The organism is Edaphobacter sp. 12200R-103, from assembly GCF_010093025.1.
Lineage (GTDB): Bacteria > Acidobacteriota > Terriglobia > Terriglobales > Acidobacteriaceae > Edaphobacter.
In genome coordinates, this window is record NZ_CP048114.1 from 1,347,597 (window position 1) to 1,366,733 (window position 19,137).

Here is a 19,137-nt window from a genome sequence, read left to right on the forward strand (position 1 = left end):
GCAATCAGTTATTGGTTGACGCCGCTGGCAAGGAAGCCGCCGTCTACAACCAGGATCTCTCCGGTCACGAAGCTTGCAGCGTCACTAGCCAGGAAGATCGCAGATCCTATCAGTTCCTCGGTCTTGCCGAACCGGCCCATCGGCGTGCGCATCAACAGCTCTTTGCCGCGGTCGCTCTCGTCCAGCAGCTTCTGGTTGAGGGCTGTCCGGAAGACACCAGGGGCAATCGCATTGACCGTGACGCCACGGGAGCTCCACTCGACCGCCAGTGATTTCGTCAGGGCTCCGACCGCAGCCTTGCTGGCGGCATACGCAGTTACCTCTTTCAGAGAGACGTACGTGTTGAGCGACGCGATATTGATGATGCGCCCGTAACCTCGTTCCAGCATATGACGCCCGAAGATCTGGCAGGCCCGCAGCGTGCCCGTCACATTCGTGTCCATAATGTCGTTCCATGTCTCTTCGGAGACGGTCAGCGTGGGCTCGCGCTTGATCTTGCCTGCCGAATTGATCAGGATGTCGACCTTGCCAAACTCCTTAATCGTTCCTTCGAACAACGCTTCCAGAGAAGTGCGGTCGCCTACATCGGAGGTAAGACGAAGCGTGCGCCGTCCCTTCGATTCGATCGCCTGCGCGGCCTCCTCGACCTGTTCGGCTCGGCGCGAGGTCGCAACAACATCGGCTCCAGATTCCGCCAGGCCAATCGCCATCGCCAGGCCAATGCCCGAAGTACCGCCCACTACCACCGCCGTCTTTCCGGTCAGATCAAACAATGAGTGCGCCATGAATTCCGTCCCTCTCCTGTCTATTTCTTTACTGATTCGATTTTGCAGCCGTTGAAAGCTTCTGGAGGATTCTATCTACAACCTCTTCCGGGCTCCGATCATTCACGACCCGCACCGCATCTTTGGGGGGCTCAAGCGTATTGATCTGGCTCTCCAGTAGCTTGGGGTTCATAAATTCATGATGACGCGCTGCCAGGCGCTCTCCGATCAGTTCGGCCGAACCGTCCAGCCAGACAAAGGTAACCGTTCCCTCGGGCATGCCTTGCTCTAAAGTATCGCGATACTTCTGCTTCAGCGCCGAGCAGGCAAGAACGCCCTTCTTTCCATCCTGATACCAGCCCTGCATCAGGCGGTTCAGTGTCTCGAGCCAGGGCTGCCGGTCTTGATCGTTCAGAGGATGCCCCGCTGCCATCTTTTCCTTATTAGCAGCGGGATGATAATCGTCGGCATCGGCAAAGGTTGCGTCCGTACGCTCGGCAAGAAGCTCGCCGATGGTCGTCTTCCCTGACCCGCTGACACCCATCAGTACAACAATCATCCGTTCCAGATATCCTTTCCGGGACCAGTCTCCGAGAATACCGCCTCAGGCAAAATTCAGTCTTCCTTATCCCAGAAAGACAGGACGGATGTGCCGATCAAACAGGTTGGTCGTCACGTTTCTGGCAACGCTCTCTTCGTTGGCTTCGAGCGCCTTCAGATAACGGTCACCCATCTTTGCCGCTACCTTGAAGCCGACGTGAAGCAGCTGGCGAAGGCTGGCATTGTAGGCCGGGTTGCTCTGATCATGGCGTAGAGCGGAGACGAACTGCTCACTCGTCCAGCCATCCACTTCCTCGGGGGTGGGCAGCTTCGCCGGATCGATGTCGATGACACTCGCGTAGGGCACGCAAAGCTCCTCGCGATGACCATATGCCTCGCGATAGACCTCTTTCGCAATCTCGAGTCCCTGTCCCCCTGCCTCCGCCAGGCCGATGATCTCCTCAAGCCAGGTCGTACCGGCGGTCTTCAGGTGCACACCGGCGCCGGTGCTCACAACTGCATCGTGAATCGACTTGTAGATTGAGAACTTGTCCGATCCGGAGTGGACGCTCAGCTTCAGATTCGCGGGAAGGCCGTACTTCTGGACCGCAAATGCAATCGCGGCGATGTCTTCGCGGAACTCGCGCGTGAACTGTGCGACGTCGCCCACATAGTCCACGCCCTTATTGAAGCGCCCCGTAAACTTCGGAGCAATCGTCTGGATGGGAATCTTCTCATCGGCGATCGCTGCCAGAATAATCAGCAGCTCAACCGGCGTCTGGGGCGAGTCTGTCTCGTCCATGGAGACCTCAGGGACGAAGTTGCCGTCACCCTTCTTTTCCACCAGGTAGCGATAGATCCTGCCTGCATCCTGCACTGCCGCCAGAAACTTATTCGCGACCTTCGTAACAAACGCTTCGTCGGTATGGAAGGGCTCCGCAATTCCAGGAATGGAAACAGTGCCGATCAGCTCCGGATGGCGGCCCACAAAGGCCTTTACATCGGCTGCATCCGCCGGTTTACCAATCATCTCGGCGACGTCCAGAGTGAAGAAGTCGCACGGCGCAAGAAAACGGTCGACCGTGGTCAGATTGATGTGGTCGGCGTCGAGATAGTAGGGCGCAGTCCAGCCAAGCTCCCTGACGGCAGCATCCGCGGCCTTCCGGGTCTGTGCAGGATCGCTGCCGATGATGTTGTGCTCACGGTTGGACTTATTCCAGACGGGCACGACCTCCAGACCGGCCTCCTTCGCCTTAATGCATGCAGCAAGCTGCGCTTTGGCCTGGTGGGCGAATCGGTCGCCTACCCCTATGGAAAACCTCGGAAGCTGTGTCATCAACTCATCACCCAATCGACGGAATAGTGGTCCAACCAATCATATCCCCATCCTCTCCTCACAGGCAACCGGCACAGAAGAAAGCTACCTCCGGGCCTCTCACGGAAGATGATTCTGCATCTAACTGCGCCAGAGCCGGGCTCTTTCATGCCGTTTGCTCTTCTCGACCCAAACAAATACAGAGCTAATTTGCCGAAAGGGATCTATCCATGACTCTGATTCGTTCGTGTCTTCTGGCCGTCGCAGCGGTATGCGCAACCTCGTCACTGGCGGCCCATGCCGATACCTTTAACTTCGCCGTCAGTGGAAGCGCCGGCGGCTTCAGTGGATCGGGAATTCTTGAAACGACCCCGAATGGATCGGGGCAATACCTCATCACAGGAATTTCAGCCACCGGAGTGACCGGCATCATCGCTCCGGGCGGTTTTAACGGCAACGACAACCTGCTCTTTCCCACAAACGCCCAGACCCTGGACCCGAATGGGTTCAGCTTCAGCGCAGCGAATGGCCCTGACAGTTTCGACGTGAATGTCTATAACGACGGCACGGGATACTTCGCGTTCTTCCGCGACGAAGATAACTTCACCGATACACTCCCCATCACCTTCGACGTTACTCCAGCCGCTTCTCCTGTTCCTGAGCCCGGCACATTGCTTCTGCTCGGCACCGGGATCCTCGGGGTTGCCGGAAGCCTGCGGAGAAAGGCCTTTACACACTGATCCCAGTGATTCCCTATAACAAAAGGGAGGCTAAGCCTCCCTTTTGTGCTGCATGAAGCTCATGAGACGGCTCATCCTTGCCCAAAGCGGCCCTTGTAGGCCCACAGGCCCAGGCCGGGATTCGAGATGTAGAAGATCTCCTCGCCGTCCACGACGTTCCAGCCATCCTTCAGGACATCGGGATTATATTTTGCGATCATCTGGGCCAGATCGCCGTACTCAAAGTGCACACTTTCGATCTCTTCCTTCGTAAGGTGCCCCGGACAGTACCGGATCGTGAAACGCCCTTCGGATGAACCATGAATCAGATGCGCGGCCGCACTCAGATTACCGGCGAGCACGGGATCCTCCTTCACCAGCGCCAGCGTGCGCGGCGTTCCGCAGTAACCGTATCGTCGGATCAGTGTATCGATCGCCCCATCTTCACCGAACTCTTGCACTCCGGGAGCGAGCACGATCAGCTCAGCACCGTCTGCCAGCGCCATCCGGGTGCGATAGACGCTCTTGTTTCCCAGCCATGTGCTGCGAAATTCATGGGGGTCCAGAAAGACGACGGCCTTCTTAATCTCCCGGTCCAACATCTGGAAGTTGACCTTGAGCGCAAGAGCCGAAGCCAGTTCGAAACACTCCACATCGTCGCCGATGTACAGGCCTCGAACCACCAGCTTGCCCTCTGCATTCTTCCCAACCACCGTCTGTACGTAGACGACCGGAAGGTTGCGGGCAAAGTTGTCACTGGCATAGTTCAGAACCCGGCGAACCGGGGTGTCGGCACGCCCCATCATCCGCTCCATGCCATAGACAGCGCCCAGAAAATGCGAACGGTGGATTCCGATGGAGCCTCCCGTTCCGACGAAGATGTTTTTGTTGTAGTTGGCCATGCCAACCACCTCGTGAGGTACAACCTGTCCGATCGACAGAATTAGATCGTGGCCACCATCGCGGAGCAGCTTGTTGACCTGCGCCGGCCAGGAATAGTCCACCTTGCCTTCGGAAACCTCGTAGAGAAAGGAGCCGGGAACCTCGCCCAGCGTGACCACGTCATTCCGCCAGTCGTGGACGCGGAACAGATGCCTGGGCGTATCGCCATACATGGTGGCGATCTCAGAGTCTGTCATCGCCTTATGCGTTCCCAGCGCGGGAAGTACATCGGTCAGACGATCTCCATAGTATTTCCAGGCAAGCTCGGTGAGCACGCCGGCCTGCGAATGAAAGCGCGTAAAGTCCGGAGGAACTGCTAGGACTCTGCTCCTGGCTCCAATGGCATCCAATGCGGAGAAGAGGGCGGTGCGTAGATCGTCGGCCGACATCTCTGTGGTCGGACTTCCTGCGGAGAAATAAAGGCTCATGAGAGTTCATCTTACGCCGGCGATGCACGTGGTAAAACCAATTTTGAAGAACTCACAGCCGGGAGAAAGATGATGAATGCAAAAGACCTGCAACTTACCGTTCCCGATGGCACGGTCGATGCCGTCCTGTTTACCCCTGAAGATGGCAGGCCTCTTCCGGGCGTACTCTTCATCCCGGACATCGGCAGTATCCGCGACACGATGCGCCAGATGGCGCTGCGTCTGGCAGGCGAGGGATACACCATCCTGATGCCCAACCCCTTCTACCGGACCAGCAGGCCCCCGGTCTTCTCTTTCCCTAGAAAGTCAGGCGATCCAGCTACAGTGAAACGCATTCAAGAGCTGGCTGCTCCGCTCACCCCGGAGGCGCTCGAAAGGGATCTGACCGTCTACCTCGAGACTCTGGCCTCGCAGCCCACCACCGCCAAAGGCAAAGTCGGCACAGTCGGTTTCTGTATCGGGGGCGGAATCGCGCTACGCGCCGCCGCCATCCGACCGGATCGGGTGGGCGCCGCAGCCTCTTTTCATGGTGGCGGCCTGTATTCGGGCAGGGACAATCCCCGCAGTCCTCACCAAGTGCTGCCCGGTGTCAGGGCTTCGCTCTACTTTGGACACGCTACTGACGACAAGAGCATGGATGCCGACGCCATCGCTCACTTTGAGAGAGCGCTGCAGACATGGGGAGGACACTTCGAAAGCGAGACATACAATGCTCACCACGGCTGGACCGTGCCGGACAATCCCGCCTATCAGCAGCCGGAAGCCGAACGAGCCTGGGGGAAGCTGACGACGCTGTTCCGCGAGACTCTTTCCTAATCTCAGGGATAAAGAAGAACGGCAATGTTGTATGCCGAAAACGGTCCATCGTTACTATCCGCGCAGGCCCCTACGACTGCCTGGTGGTACCTGCCTGACCGTATACGACTCTCAAGCTGTGCAGGAATCTGATCCAACCGGTCAGCCGTGTAACGCATGATGTACCAGGGCTTGTTCCGTCCTGGAAAGCCAGATTGCATCGAGCAGGCCAAACGCGCCTGTGCAACCGTTGAAGTGGAGCCGTCGGAACGCACGCTGAGCCCCTGACGGGAGAGCGTCTGCGTGACAGTTTCCTCCTGCTGTTCGAAACTGGCAGACCGTACCGTAGCGGCGAAATCCTCGACAGCATAGAACTGTCCGCCGCGAGAGACGACGGCGATGCCAACGACGTTAACTTTGGGGTCCAGCAGGTTCTCCCGGTGCCCCTTGGAGTGCATCCACAACTCATGAAACATGGAGGCATTGGGGGCCTCACCCACGTTTTCAGAGATCAGGGAGAACCGCACTCCTACCGCTGCGCCGCGACGCGAAAGATCGGGTTCGCCCGAGAACTGGTGGGAGATGTCACCCCGCGCGGCCATCTGGAGTGCATGGAACCGGGCAGCCTCAGAGAGAGCCGGGTCGAATTGCAAGGGAGCAATTCCACGGCTGACCCGTTCGCGATTGGCAGCCGCAAGAAGATTCTGTTCCGAAGTCATCCTGGGGCGCTCGATGGGATTTGGAATAGAGGCGGCCCACGAAGTCACTCCGGAGAGGCCAAGGAGGCATCCCATCACCAGACCAGCTATCCCGGTCTTTCTTCGCCCTGCCCCAAATCGCGCTGGATGTATCTCTTCCATCTGCCTGACCCTCGGTCGTTTCAATCCCCGAAGTGGATCATCGACCGGTATGCTCCCGATGTTAGGCAGCAGCAGATACCGCGGTAATCCCACTTTCGTGGCACACCACAATCAAGGCAGATCAAAATTGCTAAGAAAGAACCGCAGACACAGCAACTCTTTATACCGTGCCGGAGAGGTCCCCGAAGCCTGAATTACGACGCAGGTAGCCGATCTTTCACCTGCTCCCAGGTACGGCGAATTCCCTCTTCCAGTCCGGTAGTATGATGCCAGCCAAGCGCATGGAGTCGACTGACATCCATTAATTTGCGCGGCGTCCCATCAGGTTTGGTCGAATCGAACTCGAGCTTTCCGTTGAAGCCCAGGACCCGGGCCACCGTCTCCGCCAGTTCCCGAATGGTGACATCCTCCCCGGTCCCGATGTTGATCAGGGGAGGCTCACTCTCGTTGAACAGCGTGTTATAGCGCTCTTCATCGAGATTCATTAGAAAGACGCACGCCTGAGCCAGATCGTCCGAATACAGCAGCTCACGCCTCGGAGTGCCGCTTCCCCAAACCGTAACGGCTGGCGCGCCCGTACGGACAGCATCCGCTGTCTTGCGGATCAGTGCCGGGAGCACGTGGGAGTTGGCAAGGTCGTAGTTATCGCCCGGCCCGTACAGATTGGTCGGCATGGCAGCCAGGTAGTAGGTCCCATACTGCCGGTTATAGCTCCAGCACATCTCGATGCCTGCGATCTTCGCCAGGGCATACGGACGATTGGTCGGTTCCAGCGGCCCTGTCAGAAGGCAGGACTCGGGCATCGGCTGGGGAGCCAGCTTGGGATAAATGCAGGACGACCCCAAAAACAAAAGCCGTTCTACGCCGTTTTGGTAACTGGAGTCGATGATGTTGGTTTGAAGAATCAGATTGTCACGGATGAAGTCCGCTGGGTAGGTGTTGTTGGCAAGAATGCCGCCCACCTTCGCCGCCGCCAGGAAGACATACTCCGGCTTCTCTTCTGCAAAGAAGTTTTTGACCGCCTCGGAATCCAGCAGATCGAGCTCGGCGCGAGGACGCGTCATGATATGGGTATACCCCAGGCGTTCCAGCTCACGGTGAATGGCAGAGCCTACGAGGCCGCGATGACCGGCGATGAAGATGCGAGAGTCTTTGTTCATCGTTCTTCTTTCTGCTTCTTTTCTGATCTGCACCTAAGCCGCTTTGCCTATGCGCAGCGACCTTGCAGAGCATTAGGTCTCACGCACGTTATAGGCGTCGAAACCGTGCTGGCGGACGAGCGCGTCACGCTGCGCTGCCTTCAGATCGGCGGCGATCATCTCGTCCACCAATTGATCGAAGCTCGTCCGCGGCACCCATCCCAGTTCCTTTTGCGCCTTGGTCGGGTCCCCGAGCAGCGTCTCTACTTCGGTGGGACGGAAGTACCGCGGATCGACCGCGACGATGACCTTGCCGTTTTTATCGACAGCACGCTCATCGACCCCGCTTCCCTCCCAGGTCAGATCCATCTCCAGCCGCTTTGCGCAGCGCTGAACGAACTCGCGTACGCTGTACTGCTGGCCTGTAGCAATCACAAAGTCCTGCGGCTTGTCCTGCTGCAGCATCAGCCACTGCATCTCGATATAGTCGCGGGCATGGCCCCAGTCACGCTTTGCATCCAGGTTGCCGAGGAAAAGCGTCTCCTGCAGTCCGACCTTGATCCGCGACAGCCCCCGGGTGATCTTGCGGGTCACGAAGGTTTCGCCGCGCAGAGGAGATTCGTGGTTGAAGAGAATGCCGTTGCAGGCAAAGATTCCGTAGGCCTCGCGGTAGTTCACGCAGATCCAGAAGGCATACATCTTCGCGACTGCATAGGGAGAGCGCGGATAGAACGGCGTCGTCTCCTTCTGCGGAATCTCCTGCACCAGGCCGTACAACTCTGAGGTCGAAGCCTGGTAAAACTTCGTCTTCTTCTCGAGACCCAGAATGCGGATCGCCTCCAGCAGGCGTAGCGGCCCCAGAGCGTCGGTATCCGCTGTGTACTCCGGCTGCTCGAACGAGACCTGCACATGCGACTGGGCACCGAGGTTGTAAATCTCGTCAGGCTGGACCTTCTGGACGATATGGATCAGAGAAGAAGAGTCCGTCAGATCGCCATAATGCAGGATGAAGTGCGGATTGGGCTGGTGAGGATCTTCGTAGATATGATCGATGCGATTGGTATTAAAGAGCGACGAACGCCGTTTGATGCCATGAACTTCATAGCCTTTGGCGAGAAGAAACTGCGCGAGATACGCTCCGTCCTGTCCAGTGACACCGGTAATCAGGGCTTTCTTCAAACGAACACTCTCCTTGTTAACCTCTGTTTTGCTTCGTCTTTCGTGCGCTTCCACCAGTTTAGCCGATGCTCACAATCAGCCGCTTTACGTCTTCTTCAAACTGCTCGAGAACCTGCTGACGGCCGAGATGCTGCACGGCGTAGCGGCGTGCATTGGCTCCCAACCGTGCTCTCAGGGAGCCCTCCTCGACCAGCCGCGCTACTGCTGCATGCAGCGCTGCAGGGTCTTCCGCAGGAACCACCAGACCACAGGAATCCTCCGGCGTTCCACCATCCACGACCCGGGCCACCTGCGTTCCGGCATCGGCGGTTGCAATGACCGGGCGCCCGCTCGAGAGCATTCCCGTCAGCTTCGACGGCATCACCAGGTCGGCTGCGCCTGCACGCTGTGGAAGCAGATGAATATCGGCAGCATTAAGAAGATCGTTCAAACGCTCCAGCGGCTGCAATGGCAAGAGCGTTACATTCGGTCGATCGGCGACAAGCGATTCGAGCGTGGGTCGAAAAGCCCCGTCTCCACAGAAGATAAAGTGCACCTGAGGTTTTTTCTCGAAGGACGCCGCCAGAGGCGCAAGAAGCTCCAGCCCCTGTTTTGCCCCCATATTGCCGGAATAGAGCAGTATGATCTTTTCCTCCAGGCCAAGCTCTCTCCGAAACGGGTTCTGCGTGGACGAGTCCTGAGGATGGACCGAATCGATATCCACCCAGTTTGGGAACAGAACCACCTTCTCTGGCGGAACCCCCTTGGCATAGGCTCTCTCCACCATCTTGTGCGAGATGCTGGAGACACGCGTAAAAGCCCGTGTAAAAAGCTGCTCCAGGCCAAGCGCGATGGAGTGCACAGGACCGTGCGCCGGAAGAAGCCCAAGATCGAAGGCGGCGTCGATCTCATAGTCCTGCACATGCAGCCAGGAGGCCGCGCCGGTCGCCTTCGCCACCAGCAGGGCCACAGGCGCGCCGAAAAATGTCGGCTCAACGGTGAAGACAATGTCAGGATTCCAGAAGCACTGGCGCAGCATCACCGGAAGGCTCCCGAGCATGAAGGAGAACAGGTGCACCATGCGCTTCACCCCGGTCGGCTTCGGAGGGACGTAGAGAGGAGTGCGGTAGACGAGCGGCTCGTTGGGATGGCGCTCGGTCCTGTACAAGCTTCCGCGGTAGTCCTCGCGAATGCTCCAGGCGGGATAGTAAGGCGGCGCGGTGACGACACGAACCTCGTGTCCCCGGCCAGCCAGCCAGGACGCCATTTCGCCCGTATATTTTCCGATCCCGGTAAGTTCTGGGGAGTAGTTGAGACCGTAGATGAGAATTCGCACTGATATGAAGTTTACCCAACCAGTGATTAATGGAATATTCCATCTTGCTTCCCGGCGCAGGCACCGTCATGCTGGAGAGGTGGAAGCTTTATGGAGCCGCATCAGGCAGCAGCCTCTGGCGGCAATTGGAATCTGCCTTCTGGCGATCTTTGTGGTCTGTGCCCTCTTCGCCCCGTGGATGGCTCCGCGCGATCCGGCGGCTCTTGACCTGCATGGACGTCTCGCGTCTCCCAGCAGCGCCCACTGGTTCGGAACCGACGAGCTGGGACGCGACATCTTCTCCCGCACGCTGTACGGCGCCCGAATCTCACTGATCGTTGCAGTCACCGTGGTTGGCCTGTCGCTCGTCATCGGCCTGGTTGCCGGCTGCGCCGCAGGTTTCTATGGGGGCTGGCTCGACACCATCATCAACGTCTATGTGATGAACGCCTTTCTTGCGCTGCCGGGAATCCTGCTGGCGATCGCGTTTGTCGCCTTTATGGGCCCGGGGCTGTGGAACGTGGTTATCGCACTCGCGATCTCAGGATGGGTAGGCTATGCGCGGCTGGTCCGCGGGCAGGTGATGGCCGTCAAGGAGCGCGAGTTCGTCGAGGCGGCGCGCGCGCTCGGAGCGTCAGATCTCCGAATCCTCGGCCGGCATATTCTGCCGAACATCGTGCAGCCCTTGATCGTGCAGGCGGCGATCGGAATGGCGACTGCCGTAATGGCTGAGGCCACCCTGAGCTTTCTCGGGCTGGGCGTTCCACCGCCGGCAGCAAGCTGGGGCTCCATGCTGAACGACGCGCGGTCCCACCTCTTCGATTCGCCTCACATGGTCTTCTTCCCGGCAATGGCCGTGATGCTTTGCGTGCTGTCGTTCAACTTTATCGGGGATGCTCTGCGGGACTTCATGGACCCAAGGGCGCGCATGCGGGCAGGGCTCTGATCGTCTGCCTGCGCGATCAGGTATGCTTGGGCGATATTCAAGGGAGGTACGATGCGCAAGGTCGTAATAACCGATAACCCTACAGGTCTTCCAACGTCCGGCTCATGGCTTCCTCTTGAAAAGATCGGCTCCGTCGAGATCAGCTCAGAGGATCCGAACTTCCCCATCGAGCATGCGCTGAGAGAATCAGGAGCCGGAGGTTGGCGGGCCTCCGCACCCGGACCTCAACGAATCCGGCTCATCTTTGATGAGCCTCAAACCATCCACAGGATTCAACTTCACTTCGTGGAAAAGGATGCGGAGCGCTCACAGGAGTTCTGGCTGCTGGCGCTTGTGGGCGACGAACTTCGCGACGTGGTGAGGCAGCAGTGGAACTTCTCTCCTCAGGGCACGACCGAGGAACTGGAAGACTATACCGTGGAGTTGACCGGCGTGAATGCGCTGGAACTGCGAATCGATCCTGACCGCGCCCATGATCCGCTGCAGAGCCGCCACGCAGCCTCCCTCGAACGATTGAGGCTGGCGTAGTGCTGATCGGAGTAATCTCAGACACCCACGGCCTGCTGCGCCCGGAAGCCACCGCCGCGCTAGCCGGGGCAGCACACATTCTGCATGCTGGGGATGTTGGAGATGCCAGGATTCTGGACGAGCTACGCCGGATCGCGCCCGTAACAGCGATTCGCGGCAACGTGGATCTTCGCGGCGAGTGTTCCCTGCTGCCACCGACAGAGGCAGTGGAACTGGGCGGAAAGTTGTTTTACCTGGTGCACTCGGTCCAGGATCTCGATATCGATCCCGTCGCGGCGCAGGTGGATGTCGTCGTCAGCGGACACTCTCACAAATCCGGAATCGAGCGGAAGCAGGGTGTGACATACCTGAATCCGGGAAGTGCCGGGCCCAGGCGACTTGACCTGCCGGTGAGCGTGGCTTTGCTGACCATAAGCCAGTCCCAACTGGAGCCCAGGCTTGTGGAATTATCCGTCTAAAAAGCGCCTTCGACGCCGCCTGCTGTTGAAGATATTGTGGGCGCGAAGCTCCCATCGCTATAGGCCTCGCATACGAGGATTCGCCACGGTATAGGCCACATCGGTCAGCAGATTGACGGCCACATAGGTAAGGCCGACCGCGAGGATGCATCCCTGCACAAGAGCATAGTCGCGGTTGTAGATGGCGGAGATCGTCAGGCGTCCGATACCGGGCCAACTGAAGATGATCTCGGTAACGATGGCGCCCGCCAGCAGTGAGCCGAACTGAAGGCCGATCACCGTCAACACGGGGATGAGCGCATTGCGGAGAGCATGACGATAGACGACGGTGCGTTCGGGGAGCCCCTTCGCCCGAGCAGTGCGGATGTAGTCCTGGCTAAGCTCTTCCAACATGGCGGTGCGTACCATCCGTGTCAGGACCGCAGCGAGAGACAGCCCGAGGGTGATAGCTGGAAGGATCAGGTGAAGGAGGAAGTCTGCCAGGCTTCCATTGCCCGCCGTCGAAACTGGAAGCCATCCAAGTCCGATCGAAAAGATGAGGATGAGGATGGGCCCCAGCGCGAAGTTGGGAAACGAGAGGCCGACGAGCGACAGGACTCCAAGACTGCGATCCTGCCAGCGGTTGCGATGCAGCGCCGATGCAATCCCCACGGGAATGGACGCGCCTACCCCGAGAATGAGCGCGGCGATGGTAAGAGCCAGGGTGTAGGGATACCGCTGCAGGATGAGATGCGTGACAGAGTCGTGCATCCGCAGCGACTGCCCCAGGTCGCCATGCAGGATGCCTCGCCAGTAATGAAGATACTGCTCGATCAGAGGGACATCGAGTCCATAAGCATGACGCAGGGCTCCAATATCAGAGGCGGTCGCGCCCTCCCCCAGCATCTGGACGATAGGATCGCCAGGGACCAGATGGATGAGGAGAAAGACCACCGAAACCACAACCCAGAGGACCGGCAGCGTAAGCAGGACGCGCTTCATGGGATGCCAGAAATGGCACCTGGCCGGTCGGTCGGCCACTAAGCCCGGAATATGGGGAGGCTTCCCCTTCGATTGGCTCAGGGGCAGAATGAGAGGCTCCCACAGGTGTGTCGAGATTTCGGGTTCATCAAAGACATTTTGCCATCCGGGGCTGAGGGAACTTCATTATTGCGTCGCTTCCCTGCTCTCTTCTTCATAGGGGGCATAGTCGACCGGAGAGTTGAGAGGCTCGACGTTGATGCGGCTGATGCGGTGCCCGTTCATCTCGGCGACGGTATAGCGGCGGCCGTCATACTCTATACTCTCACCGGAAGCAGGAATATGGCCGAGTTGTGAGAGGAGGAATCCTGCCAGGGTCTCGACTCCGGCCTCGCGGGGAAACTCCCAGTGGAGCTGGTTGCGGAGATCGCGCAGCGAGGTTGAGCCGTCAAGCGCCATCACTCCCGTGGCGCTGGTGAGAGCGGAACGCGTGACATCGAACTCGTCATCCAACTCTCCGACCAACTGCTCGAGTACATCCTCGGCGCTGACCAGGCCGACCGTGCTGCCGAACTCATCCACGACGATAGCGATCTGCCGCCGGTTCTGCTGGAACTCCTGCAGGAGCTCGATGGCGATCTTGGTTTCCGGCACGACGATGGCCCTGCGCATGATCTGACGGATGGTGAGGCCCGACTGGCCACGGCCCCCGAAGGCCAGGGCGACGGAACGCATATGCATGAAGCGGGAGACATCTTTGGAGTAGAGGATGCCGATGATATTGTCGGTGCCGGGGCCAGCGGGATCGTAGACCGGGATACGGGAATGCTGCTCCTCTACGATGCGAGCGCTGGCCTGCTCAATCGGCATGTCGGCCGGCAGGGAGAAGATCTTACCGCGCGGCGTCATGATCTCGCGTACGGTGACATGGCTCAGTTCGATGGCCCGGTGGATGATCTCTTCCTGAAAGACCGGTAACAGCCCCATACGGCGCGTGGCCGTGGCGATCAGTTTGAGTTCCTCCGGCGAGTGCACGCCGCCTTCGCCTCGCAGAGGCGTGCGGAAGGCGCGGAGCACGATCGTGGCGGAACTGTTCATGAGGCGGATGAGCGGGCGGGTCATCCGGATGAAGACATCCATCGGACCGGCGACCGCCAGAGCAATCCGCTCGGTCCGCTGCAGGGCAAGCGACTTGGGGACGAGCTCTCCCAGAAGCACCTCAAAGTAGGTGATCAGGGCAAAGGCGATGATGACAGCAGCTGTATGGGCGTAGATGGAAGCGTGAGGAGATAGCTGATGCAGCCAATCTCCGGCGAACCGAAGCAGAATATCGGCCACGGCGGGTTCACCGACCCAGCCGAGGGCGAGCGAGGCAAGCGTCACGCCAAGCTGAACGGCGGGCAGAAACTCATCGATACTCTGCTTGAGCTTGAGGGCTGTGACGGCGCCCGGACGGCCATGCGCGATCAACTGCTGGACGCGGGTCTCACGAACGCTGACGAGGGCAAACTCGGCCGCGACAAAGAAACTGGTAGCCAAGATGAAGAAGGCGACCAGAATGACGCGAAAGAGTATCCACTCAAGCATTTGAAGACAGTGTAAACGGGCTGGACAGCAAAAGAGCTGCCTCTACGCAAACCCTCGAAAGGAAGCAGCTTCGGCTGTGACAACAAGCGTATGATGGAGCCGTCTCACTCTGCCGCAGGAGGCTAGCCATGAATCGTCCCGGCGTCCTTTCCCTGGCACTTCTCTTAGGAGCGTCGTTCGCGCTTCCCTCGCAGTCTCTTTCCCAATCCATGTCCCAGTCGGTCATTGCCCAAACCATGGTGAGCGGGATGGGGGCAGGTTGCCCCGTCAGCCTACAGGCGCAGCGGAGCGGAATTCCCACAGTCATAGTGACTAACGGACGAGTCCCTATTCCTGCCGCTCGGCTTCAGTTGAACTGGGGAAATCGTCAGCGGAAACAGATCGTAGCCGCCGCCATCTTCGTCCATGGCTTTGACGCCACTCCTCGCGTGATCCCCGCAGGCTCCGGAACTGCGGCTTCTGCAGAACTACAGAAAGGCTTTGCCGTAAAGCTGAATCTCTCAGGCGACGGTCAGGCTACCACCGACCTGACCTTGCAGAGATTCGCGACGGTAAGCTCGATCGAACTGAAATCCATTGAGTACGCAGATGGAAGCAGATGGAATATTTCTGCGGGGCAGAACTGCAGCATAGCGCCCAATCCGTATCTGCCAGTCACCGCCACAGTCATTGCGCATTAAATCGGCGCAAAAGAAAAACGGCCCTGCACCTGGTTGAGTGCAAGGCCGCAGTCTCTGCAGAAACAAATTTACGCAAGAACCTTGGTGATGGACTTGTCGATGGTGTCCTTGGGGACATAGCCGACGATCTGGTCTGCCACCTTGCCGTCCTTGAAAAGGAGCAGGGCAGGAATACCGCGGATGCCGTAACGCATCGGGGTTGCGGTATTTGCGTCGACGTCCATCTTCATCACCTTAAGCTGGCCCTGATAATGGCTGGCCACCTCGTCCACAACGGGAGCGAGAGCGCGACACGGTCCGCACCAGGCCGCCCAAAAATCTACGAGCACGGGCTGCTCTGACTGTAGGACATCTTTCTCGAAATTCACGTCGCTGACTTCTGTTACGAACTGACCTGCCATCTATCTTCCTCCCAAGAATGTTCTGCGATTGCCACCCAATCTGGCCGAACAACCTTCACAATAATAGATGCATGGAGGCGCTTGTGGTTTCAAAAGTGACCGGCCAGTACAGGAATCTGGTCTGACCGAAAGAGGCAGGGTGAGCATGCAATTTGAGCTTAAAGTGAGAACGCCCGGACCCCTGTGAAGGGGTCAACGGGCGGCGTAGCAGCCCTCCCCAGAACTGCTCACTCGGACAAGGTACGCCAAATCAATGAGAAAGGTAAAGCACTCTTAAGTAACCGTATAGTAACCTTTAAGTAGATTACTTCCCCTCTGATAAGCCTGAAAATTCCGCCCCTGTAGAGATTGCGGTCTCGAGGATTTCCACATCCGGATCCTCCGCGGCCTCTCGAATCTTCCCCAGAAGCTTGGAAAGTGGCCTGTCAGTCACCATCAAAACTGACGGACCCGCGCCGCTGAGAGCGACCCCGAGAAAGCCGGGCGCCCCGGAGAGCGGCATCAGCCTTCCCAGAAGGGGGCAAGCCTGGATACGATAGGGCTGATGAATCCGATCGCGCATCGCAGTGGCCAGAAGGTCGCCCCGGCCAAGAGCGAAAGCAGATACAAGTAGGGCCGTCGACTGGATGTTGAGAACGGCGTCCTCCCGCGAGTAGTGCGACGGCAGCATGGCCCGGGCTTTGCTCGTCGAAAGACTGGCTGGAGGGAGCGCTAAAAGAAGGTTCCACTTTAAGTCATCCGTATAAGTGGCTGTTTTTACGAGCCCTTCATCCATCGCGGATACAGTCATTCCTCCAAGAAAGCAGGCTGCCACATTATCGGGATGACCCTCGCGGCGGCACGCCTCTTCAAGAATCTGCTGGCGCGACCAATTCAGCTCGCCAAAGTGATTTGCGAGGAGCACCCCGGCAAGAAGCGCGGCTGCACTGGAACCACATCCCATTCCGAGGGGAATCTCATTGTGAAGCTTCAGGGACAGGCGGGGCGACAGTTTGCCTGCGTTCGTCAGGACGTCCATGTAGGTCATCAGGATCAGATTATTTTCGATGACCGAACAGGCCTGGGCGTTCCTCCCGGTAGCCTCGATGCTGAAAGCCCCGGCACCGGAAATGTCAGCTTCGATGTCGAGATAGAGGGCCATCGCGAGACCCAGCGCATCGAAGCCGGGACCAAGGTTGGCAGAGGTGGCGGGAAGACGCATGCGGAACGGCGATGGGGTCATTGATCTGGTCCGAGGGCGAATTGTAGGACTTCGAGATTCAGCCACCGAACCAGGACGTTCGATGGCTGAATTCTGGCGCACTTCTATGCGCCAGAGGGCTCAGGGTGGCACAAGGGTTTGAGATACAGCGTAGCAGCCGGGGAAAGGTTCAGGCGTGAACCAGCTTCATCTGGGCTTCGAGCTCGCGGAAGACCGTGTCGGTGTCCGGTTCAAGAACGATAGGTGGCTTCCGCAGGGCAGCATGCAGCAGATGATCCTGCGGTGAGATGCTCGCGTTCTCTTCGTCGGTAAACAGCTCGCCACGATGATAGTCGATGGTGTAGTTGGAATCCTTAAGGGTATGCCCCGTAAGGACGAGCACAACGCGCTCATCGGTCCCGATCTTGCCCTGAGCGACCAGCTTCTTGAGTCCGGCAAGGGTGACTGCAGAGGCAGGCTCGCAGCCGATCCCCTCAGCTCCGATCTCGGCTTTGGCGAGCGCAATCTCCTGCTCGGAGGCCTGTTCGCACCAGCCGCCGGTGGTCCGAAGGGCTCGGAGAGCCTTGCGCCAGGAGGCAGGATTGCCGATCCGGATGGCCGTCGCCCGGGTGTTCGCCTTGACCGGGATTAGCTCTTCTCCACCATTCTCGACGAGGCTGCGGTAGAGGGGGTTCGCTCCCTCCGCCTGAATGATGCTGATCTTGGGGACTCGAGGGATCAGGCCAAGATGATGCATCTCGGAGAATCCCTTGACCAGCGCAGAGCCGTTGGCGAGGTTTCCGCCAGGAACGATGACGTGCTCTGGAACCTGCCACTCGAGCTGCTCGAGCATCTCAAAGGCGGGAGTCTTCTGGCCTTCTAGACGGTAGGGGTTCACCGAATTGAGCAGCATGATGGGGAACTCGTTGACGAGGTCGGTCAGAACGCGGACGCAACCGTCGAAGTCCGTCCTGAGCTGGATGGTGAGCGCACCATAGTCCATCGACTGCGAGAGCTTGCCCCAGGCGATCTTGCCCTCGGGAATGAAGACGATCGAGCGCATCCCGGCCCGGGCAGCGTAAGCAGCCATCGCCGCCGAGGTGTTGCCGGTGGAGGCACAGGCTACCCACTCAAAGCCGCGCTCTCTGGCTACCGAGAGAGCCGCCGTCATGCCGGTGTCCTTGAAGGAACCGGTGGGGTTCATGCCCTGATGCTTGGCAAAGACCCAGTTCAGGCCTAATGCCTTGGAGGCTCGGGGAAGCTCGTAGAGCGGAGTGTTGCCCTCACGCAGGGTTACGACATGATCGACGTCTTCGACGATAGGAAAGAGGTCGCGGAAACGCCACACGCCGGACTGATCGACCGGAAGCGTGGAGGTACGGCGCTCCTGCCAGAGCCAGCGGAGCGCGCTGACGTTGGGCAGATTGCTGCCGGAGTCCGGGGCATCGCCATAAGGCGTAGAGGACCAGGGATAAATAACGTCATAGAGGCCGTTACAGTCGGGGCAGCGGAATATGCTGTTGACAGCGCTGCCGGCGATCCTGGCGCCGCACTCTGTGCATCGGAGTTGATGTGTCGCAACTTTCATGGTGGTCTACGTTAGGGTATCGTACTCGGCGGATTGAGCCAAAGAAGTGGGCGAAACTGCTTGCTTCCCTGCTGCTTGTCTACGGGCTGGCTGCACCTTCATGGGCCCAGCAGGCAAAACGCGAGATCAGGGTGGCGGCGGCATCCGACCTCCAACCTGTACTGCCAGCGCTGGCTGAGCGATATGAGAAGGCTACTGGGATAAAGCTGGTCATCAGTTACGGCTCGTCGGGAAACCTGACCACCCAGATCCTGAACGGTGCACCGATGGATATCTTTCTCGGCGCCGACTTCGTCTTTCCCGAGAAGGTCGTCGCTGCCGGTCTGGCCGACGGCACGGCTCCCACACAGTATGCGCGCGGAACCCTGGTCCTGTGGGCCCGGAAGGACTCTCCCCTGCAGCCGATTACGCTCGACTCCCTCACGGACAAGCGAGTCACCTCGGTCGCCATCGCCAATGACCTGCGGGCGCCTTACGGACAGGCTGCCGTGGCAGCGCTGAAGCGGCTGAAAATGTACGACGCGGTAAAACCGCACCTCGTGGTAGGGGAAAACATTACGCAGGCGGCACAGTTTGTGAGGTCGGGAAATGCACAGCTCGGCTTCATCTCATTGACTGCGGCCAGCACGCCGCAATTCAAATCGGAAGGCAGCTTTGTACGTGTTCCCCGCTCAACCTATGCTCCCATCCTGCAATGCGCCGTGGTGATGAAGAACTCCGACCGCAAGGGGGAGGCGCACGCCTTCCTGAACTGGCTGCTGAAGCCGGAGGTCCAGAGCAGCCTGGAGCCGATGGGCCTGGAGCCGGTGCACTAGACTTCCAGATCTTTACAGA

General features: G+C 58.8%; 20 protein-coding genes. 7 read left to right on the forward strand and 13 right to left on the reverse strand.

Going from position 1 to position 19,137, the window contains the following annotated elements; genetic code table 11:
* Positions 1-8: 8 nt before the first annotated feature.
* From GWR55_RS05680 to GWR55_RS05690, 3 genes are all read right to left on the reverse strand, one after another.
* Positions 9-785 (reverse strand): SDR family NAD(P)-dependent oxidoreductase, encoded by a 777-nt coding sequence (locus GWR55_RS05680; protein ID WP_162401394.1) that lies wholly within the window; start codon positions 783-785, stop codon positions 9-11.
* A 28-nt stretch (positions 786-813) separates the two neighbouring features.
* Positions 814-1,323, reverse strand: a complete 510-nt coding sequence (locus tag GWR55_RS05685) for a gluconokinase (protein WP_162401395.1) — start codon at positions 1,321-1,323, stop codon at positions 814-816.
* Positions 1,324-1,389: 66 nt separating this feature from the next.
* Positions 1,390-2,640, reverse strand: a complete 1,251-nt coding sequence (locus GWR55_RS05690; RefSeq protein ID WP_162401396.1) for a tagaturonate epimerase family protein — start codon at positions 2,638-2,640, stop codon at positions 1,390-1,392.
* Positions 2,641-2,849: 209 nt separating this feature from the next.
* Between GWR55_RS05690 and GWR55_RS05695 the strand changes: the two genes are divergently transcribed.
* Positions 2,850-3,359 carry a PEP-CTERM sorting domain-containing protein gene (locus GWR55_RS05695; protein ID WP_162401397.1) on the forward strand — a complete coding sequence of 170 codons (510 nt, stop codon included), beginning with the start codon at positions 2,850-2,852 and terminating at the stop codon, positions 3,357-3,359.
* 71 nt (positions 3,360-3,430) lie between these two features.
* Here the strand turns inward: GWR55_RS05695 and GWR55_RS05700 are convergent, their stop codons facing one another.
* A complete protein-coding gene (locus GWR55_RS05700) occupies positions 3,431-4,708 on the reverse strand; it encodes a lactate racemase domain-containing protein (protein ID WP_162401398.1) in 1,278 nt (425 codons plus the stop codon).
* 69 nt (positions 4,709-4,777) lie between these two features.
* Between GWR55_RS05700 and GWR55_RS05705 the strand changes: the two genes are divergently transcribed.
* Entirely contained in the window at positions 4,778-5,524 is a 747-nt protein-coding gene (locus tag GWR55_RS05705) for a dienelactone hydrolase family protein (protein WP_162401399.1), read from the forward strand.
* Between the two features lie 2 nt (positions 5,525-5,526).
* On the opposite strand, the gene GWR55_RS05710 is transcribed toward GWR55_RS05705, so the two are convergent.
* The 4 genes from GWR55_RS05710 to GWR55_RS05725 all read right to left on the reverse strand — a co-directional run bounded on the left by GWR55_RS05710 (position 5,527) and on the right by GWR55_RS05725 (position 9,996).
* Entirely contained in the window at positions 5,527-6,387 is an 861-nt protein-coding gene (locus tag GWR55_RS05710; protein WP_162401400.1) for a CAP domain-containing protein, read from the reverse strand.
* A 170-nt stretch (positions 6,388-6,557) separates the two neighbouring features.
* Entirely contained in the window at positions 6,558-7,523 is a 966-nt protein-coding gene (locus GWR55_RS05715; RefSeq protein ID WP_162401401.1) for a GDP-L-fucose synthase, read from the reverse strand.
* Positions 7,524-7,595: 72 nt separating this feature from the next.
* Positions 7,596-8,681 carry a GDP-mannose 4,6-dehydratase gene (gene gmd, locus GWR55_RS05720; protein ID WP_162401402.1) on the reverse strand — a complete coding sequence of 362 codons (1,086 nt, stop codon included), beginning with the start codon at positions 8,679-8,681 and terminating at the stop codon, positions 7,596-7,598.
* A gap of 58 nt (positions 8,682-8,739) precedes the next feature.
* The gene (locus GWR55_RS05725) at positions 8,740-9,996 is read right to left on the reverse strand and encodes a glycosyltransferase WbuB (protein WP_162401403.1); all 1,257 of its coding nucleotides are present in this window, start codon (positions 9,994-9,996) and stop codon (positions 8,740-8,742) included.
* A 4-nt stretch (positions 9,997-10,000) separates the two neighbouring features.
* On the opposite strand from GWR55_RS05725, the gene GWR55_RS05730 reads away from it, so the two are divergent.
* The 3 genes from GWR55_RS05730 to GWR55_RS05740 are packed head-to-tail and all read left to right on the forward strand — an operon-like array spanning position 10,001 to position 11,907.
* Positions 10,001-10,921 carry an ABC transporter permease gene (locus GWR55_RS05730; RefSeq protein WP_162401404.1) on the forward strand — a complete coding sequence of 307 codons (921 nt, stop codon included), beginning with the start codon at positions 10,001-10,003 and terminating at the stop codon, positions 10,919-10,921.
* 51 nt (positions 10,922-10,972) lie between these two features.
* Entirely contained in the window at positions 10,973-11,449 is a 477-nt protein-coding gene (locus GWR55_RS05735) for a carbohydrate-binding protein (protein WP_162401405.1), read from the forward strand.
* Positions 11,449-11,907, forward strand: a complete 459-nt coding sequence (locus GWR55_RS05740; protein WP_162401406.1) for a metallophosphoesterase family protein — start codon at positions 11,449-11,451, stop codon at positions 11,905-11,907. Before GWR55_RS05735 ends, GWR55_RS05740 begins: the two co-directional genes overlap by 1 nt.
* Before the next feature lie 57 nt (positions 11,908-11,964).
* Here GWR55_RS05740 and GWR55_RS05745 read toward each other — a convergent pair whose 3' ends face one another.
* Positions 11,965-12,888: an ABC transporter permease gene (locus GWR55_RS05745; RefSeq protein ID WP_162401407.1), complete on the reverse strand. Its 924-nt coding sequence runs from the start codon at positions 12,886-12,888 to the stop codon at positions 11,965-11,967.
* Positions 12,889-13,053: 165 nt separating this feature from the next.
* Positions 13,054-14,454 (reverse strand): hemolysin family protein, encoded by a 1,401-nt coding sequence (locus GWR55_RS05750; RefSeq protein ID WP_162401408.1) that lies wholly within the window; start codon positions 14,452-14,454, stop codon positions 13,054-13,056.
* Positions 14,455-14,582: 128 nt separating this feature from the next.
* On the opposite strand from GWR55_RS05750, the gene GWR55_RS05755 reads away from it, so the two are divergent.
* The gene (locus tag GWR55_RS05755) at positions 14,583-15,134 is read left to right on the forward strand and encodes a hypothetical protein (protein ID WP_162401409.1); all 552 of its coding nucleotides are present in this window, start codon (positions 14,583-14,585) and stop codon (positions 15,132-15,134) included.
* A gap of 68 nt (positions 15,135-15,202) precedes the next feature.
* Here the strand turns inward: GWR55_RS05755 and trxA are convergent, their stop codons facing one another.
* The 3 genes from trxA to thrC all read right to left on the reverse strand — a co-directional run bounded on the left by trxA (position 15,203) and on the right by thrC (position 18,303).
* Entirely contained in the window at positions 15,203-15,535 is a 333-nt protein-coding gene (gene trxA / locus GWR55_RS05760) for a thioredoxin (protein WP_162401410.1), read from the reverse strand.
* Positions 15,536-15,839: 304 nt separating this feature from the next.
* Entirely contained in the window at positions 15,840-16,757 is a 918-nt protein-coding gene (gene thrB / locus GWR55_RS05765) for a homoserine kinase (protein WP_162401411.1), read from the reverse strand.
* 148 nt (positions 16,758-16,905) lie between these two features.
* A complete protein-coding gene (gene thrC / locus GWR55_RS05770) occupies positions 16,906-18,303 on the reverse strand; it encodes a threonine synthase (protein ID WP_162401412.1) in 1,398 nt (465 codons plus the stop codon).
* On the opposite strand from thrC, the gene modA reads away from it, so the two are divergent.
* Positions 18,288-19,118: a molybdate ABC transporter substrate-binding protein gene (gene modA, locus GWR55_RS05775; RefSeq protein WP_238398666.1), complete on the forward strand. Its 831-nt coding sequence runs from the start codon at positions 18,288-18,290 to the stop codon at positions 19,116-19,118. The genes thrC and modA overlap by 16 nt on opposite strands.
* Positions 19,119-19,137 lie beyond the last annotated feature (19 nt).

Coding starts and splice junctions, on each gene's coding strand:
- GWR55_RS05680 (WP_162401394.1), bottom strand. CDS start 785: ATGGCGCACTCATTGTTTGATCTGACCGGAAAGACGGCGGTGGTAGTG.
- GWR55_RS05685 (WP_162401395.1), bottom strand. CDS start 1,323: ATGATTGTTGTACTGATGGGTGTCAGCGGGTCAGGGAAGACGACCATC.
- GWR55_RS05690 (WP_162401396.1), bottom strand. CDS start 2,640: ATGACACAGCTTCCGAGGTTTTCCATAGGGGTAGGCGACCGATTCGCC.
- GWR55_RS05695 (WP_162401397.1), top strand. CDS start 2,850: ATGACTCTGATTCGTTCGTGTCTTCTGGCCGTCGCAGCGGTATGCGCA.
- GWR55_RS05700 (WP_162401398.1), bottom strand. CDS start 4,708: ATGAGCCTTTATTTCTCCGCAGGAAGTCCGACCACAGAGATGTCGGCC.
- GWR55_RS05705 (WP_162401399.1), top strand. CDS start 4,778: ATGATGAATGCAAAAGACCTGCAACTTACCGTTCCCGATGGCACGGTC.
- GWR55_RS05715 (WP_162401401.1), bottom strand. CDS start 7,523: ATGAACAAAGACTCTCGCATCTTCATCGCCGGTCATCGCGGCCTCGTA.
- GWR55_RS05730 (WP_162401404.1), top strand. CDS start 10,001: ATGAAGTTTACCCAACCAGTGATTAATGGAATATTCCATCTTGCTTCC.
- GWR55_RS05735 (WP_162401405.1), top strand. CDS start 10,973: ATGCGCAAGGTCGTAATAACCGATAACCCTACAGGTCTTCCAACGTCC.
- GWR55_RS05745 (WP_162401407.1), bottom strand. CDS start 12,888: ATGAAGCGCGTCCTGCTTACGCTGCCGGTCCTCTGGGTTGTGGTTTCG.
- GWR55_RS05750 (WP_162401408.1), bottom strand. CDS start 14,454: ATGCTTGAGTGGATACTCTTTCGCGTCATTCTGGTCGCCTTCTTCATC.
- GWR55_RS05755 (WP_162401409.1), top strand. CDS start 14,583: ATGAATCGTCCCGGCGTCCTTTCCCTGGCACTTCTCTTAGGAGCGTCG.
- trxA (WP_162401410.1), bottom strand. CDS start 15,535: ATGGCAGGTCAGTTCGTAACAGAAGTCAGCGACGTGAATTTCGAGAAA.
- thrB (WP_162401411.1), bottom strand. CDS start 16,757: ATGACCCCATCGCCGTTCCGCATGCGTCTTCCCGCCACCTCTGCCAAC.
- thrC (WP_162401412.1), bottom strand. CDS start 18,303: ATGAAAGTTGCGACACATCAACTCCGATGCACAGAGTGCGGCGCCAGG.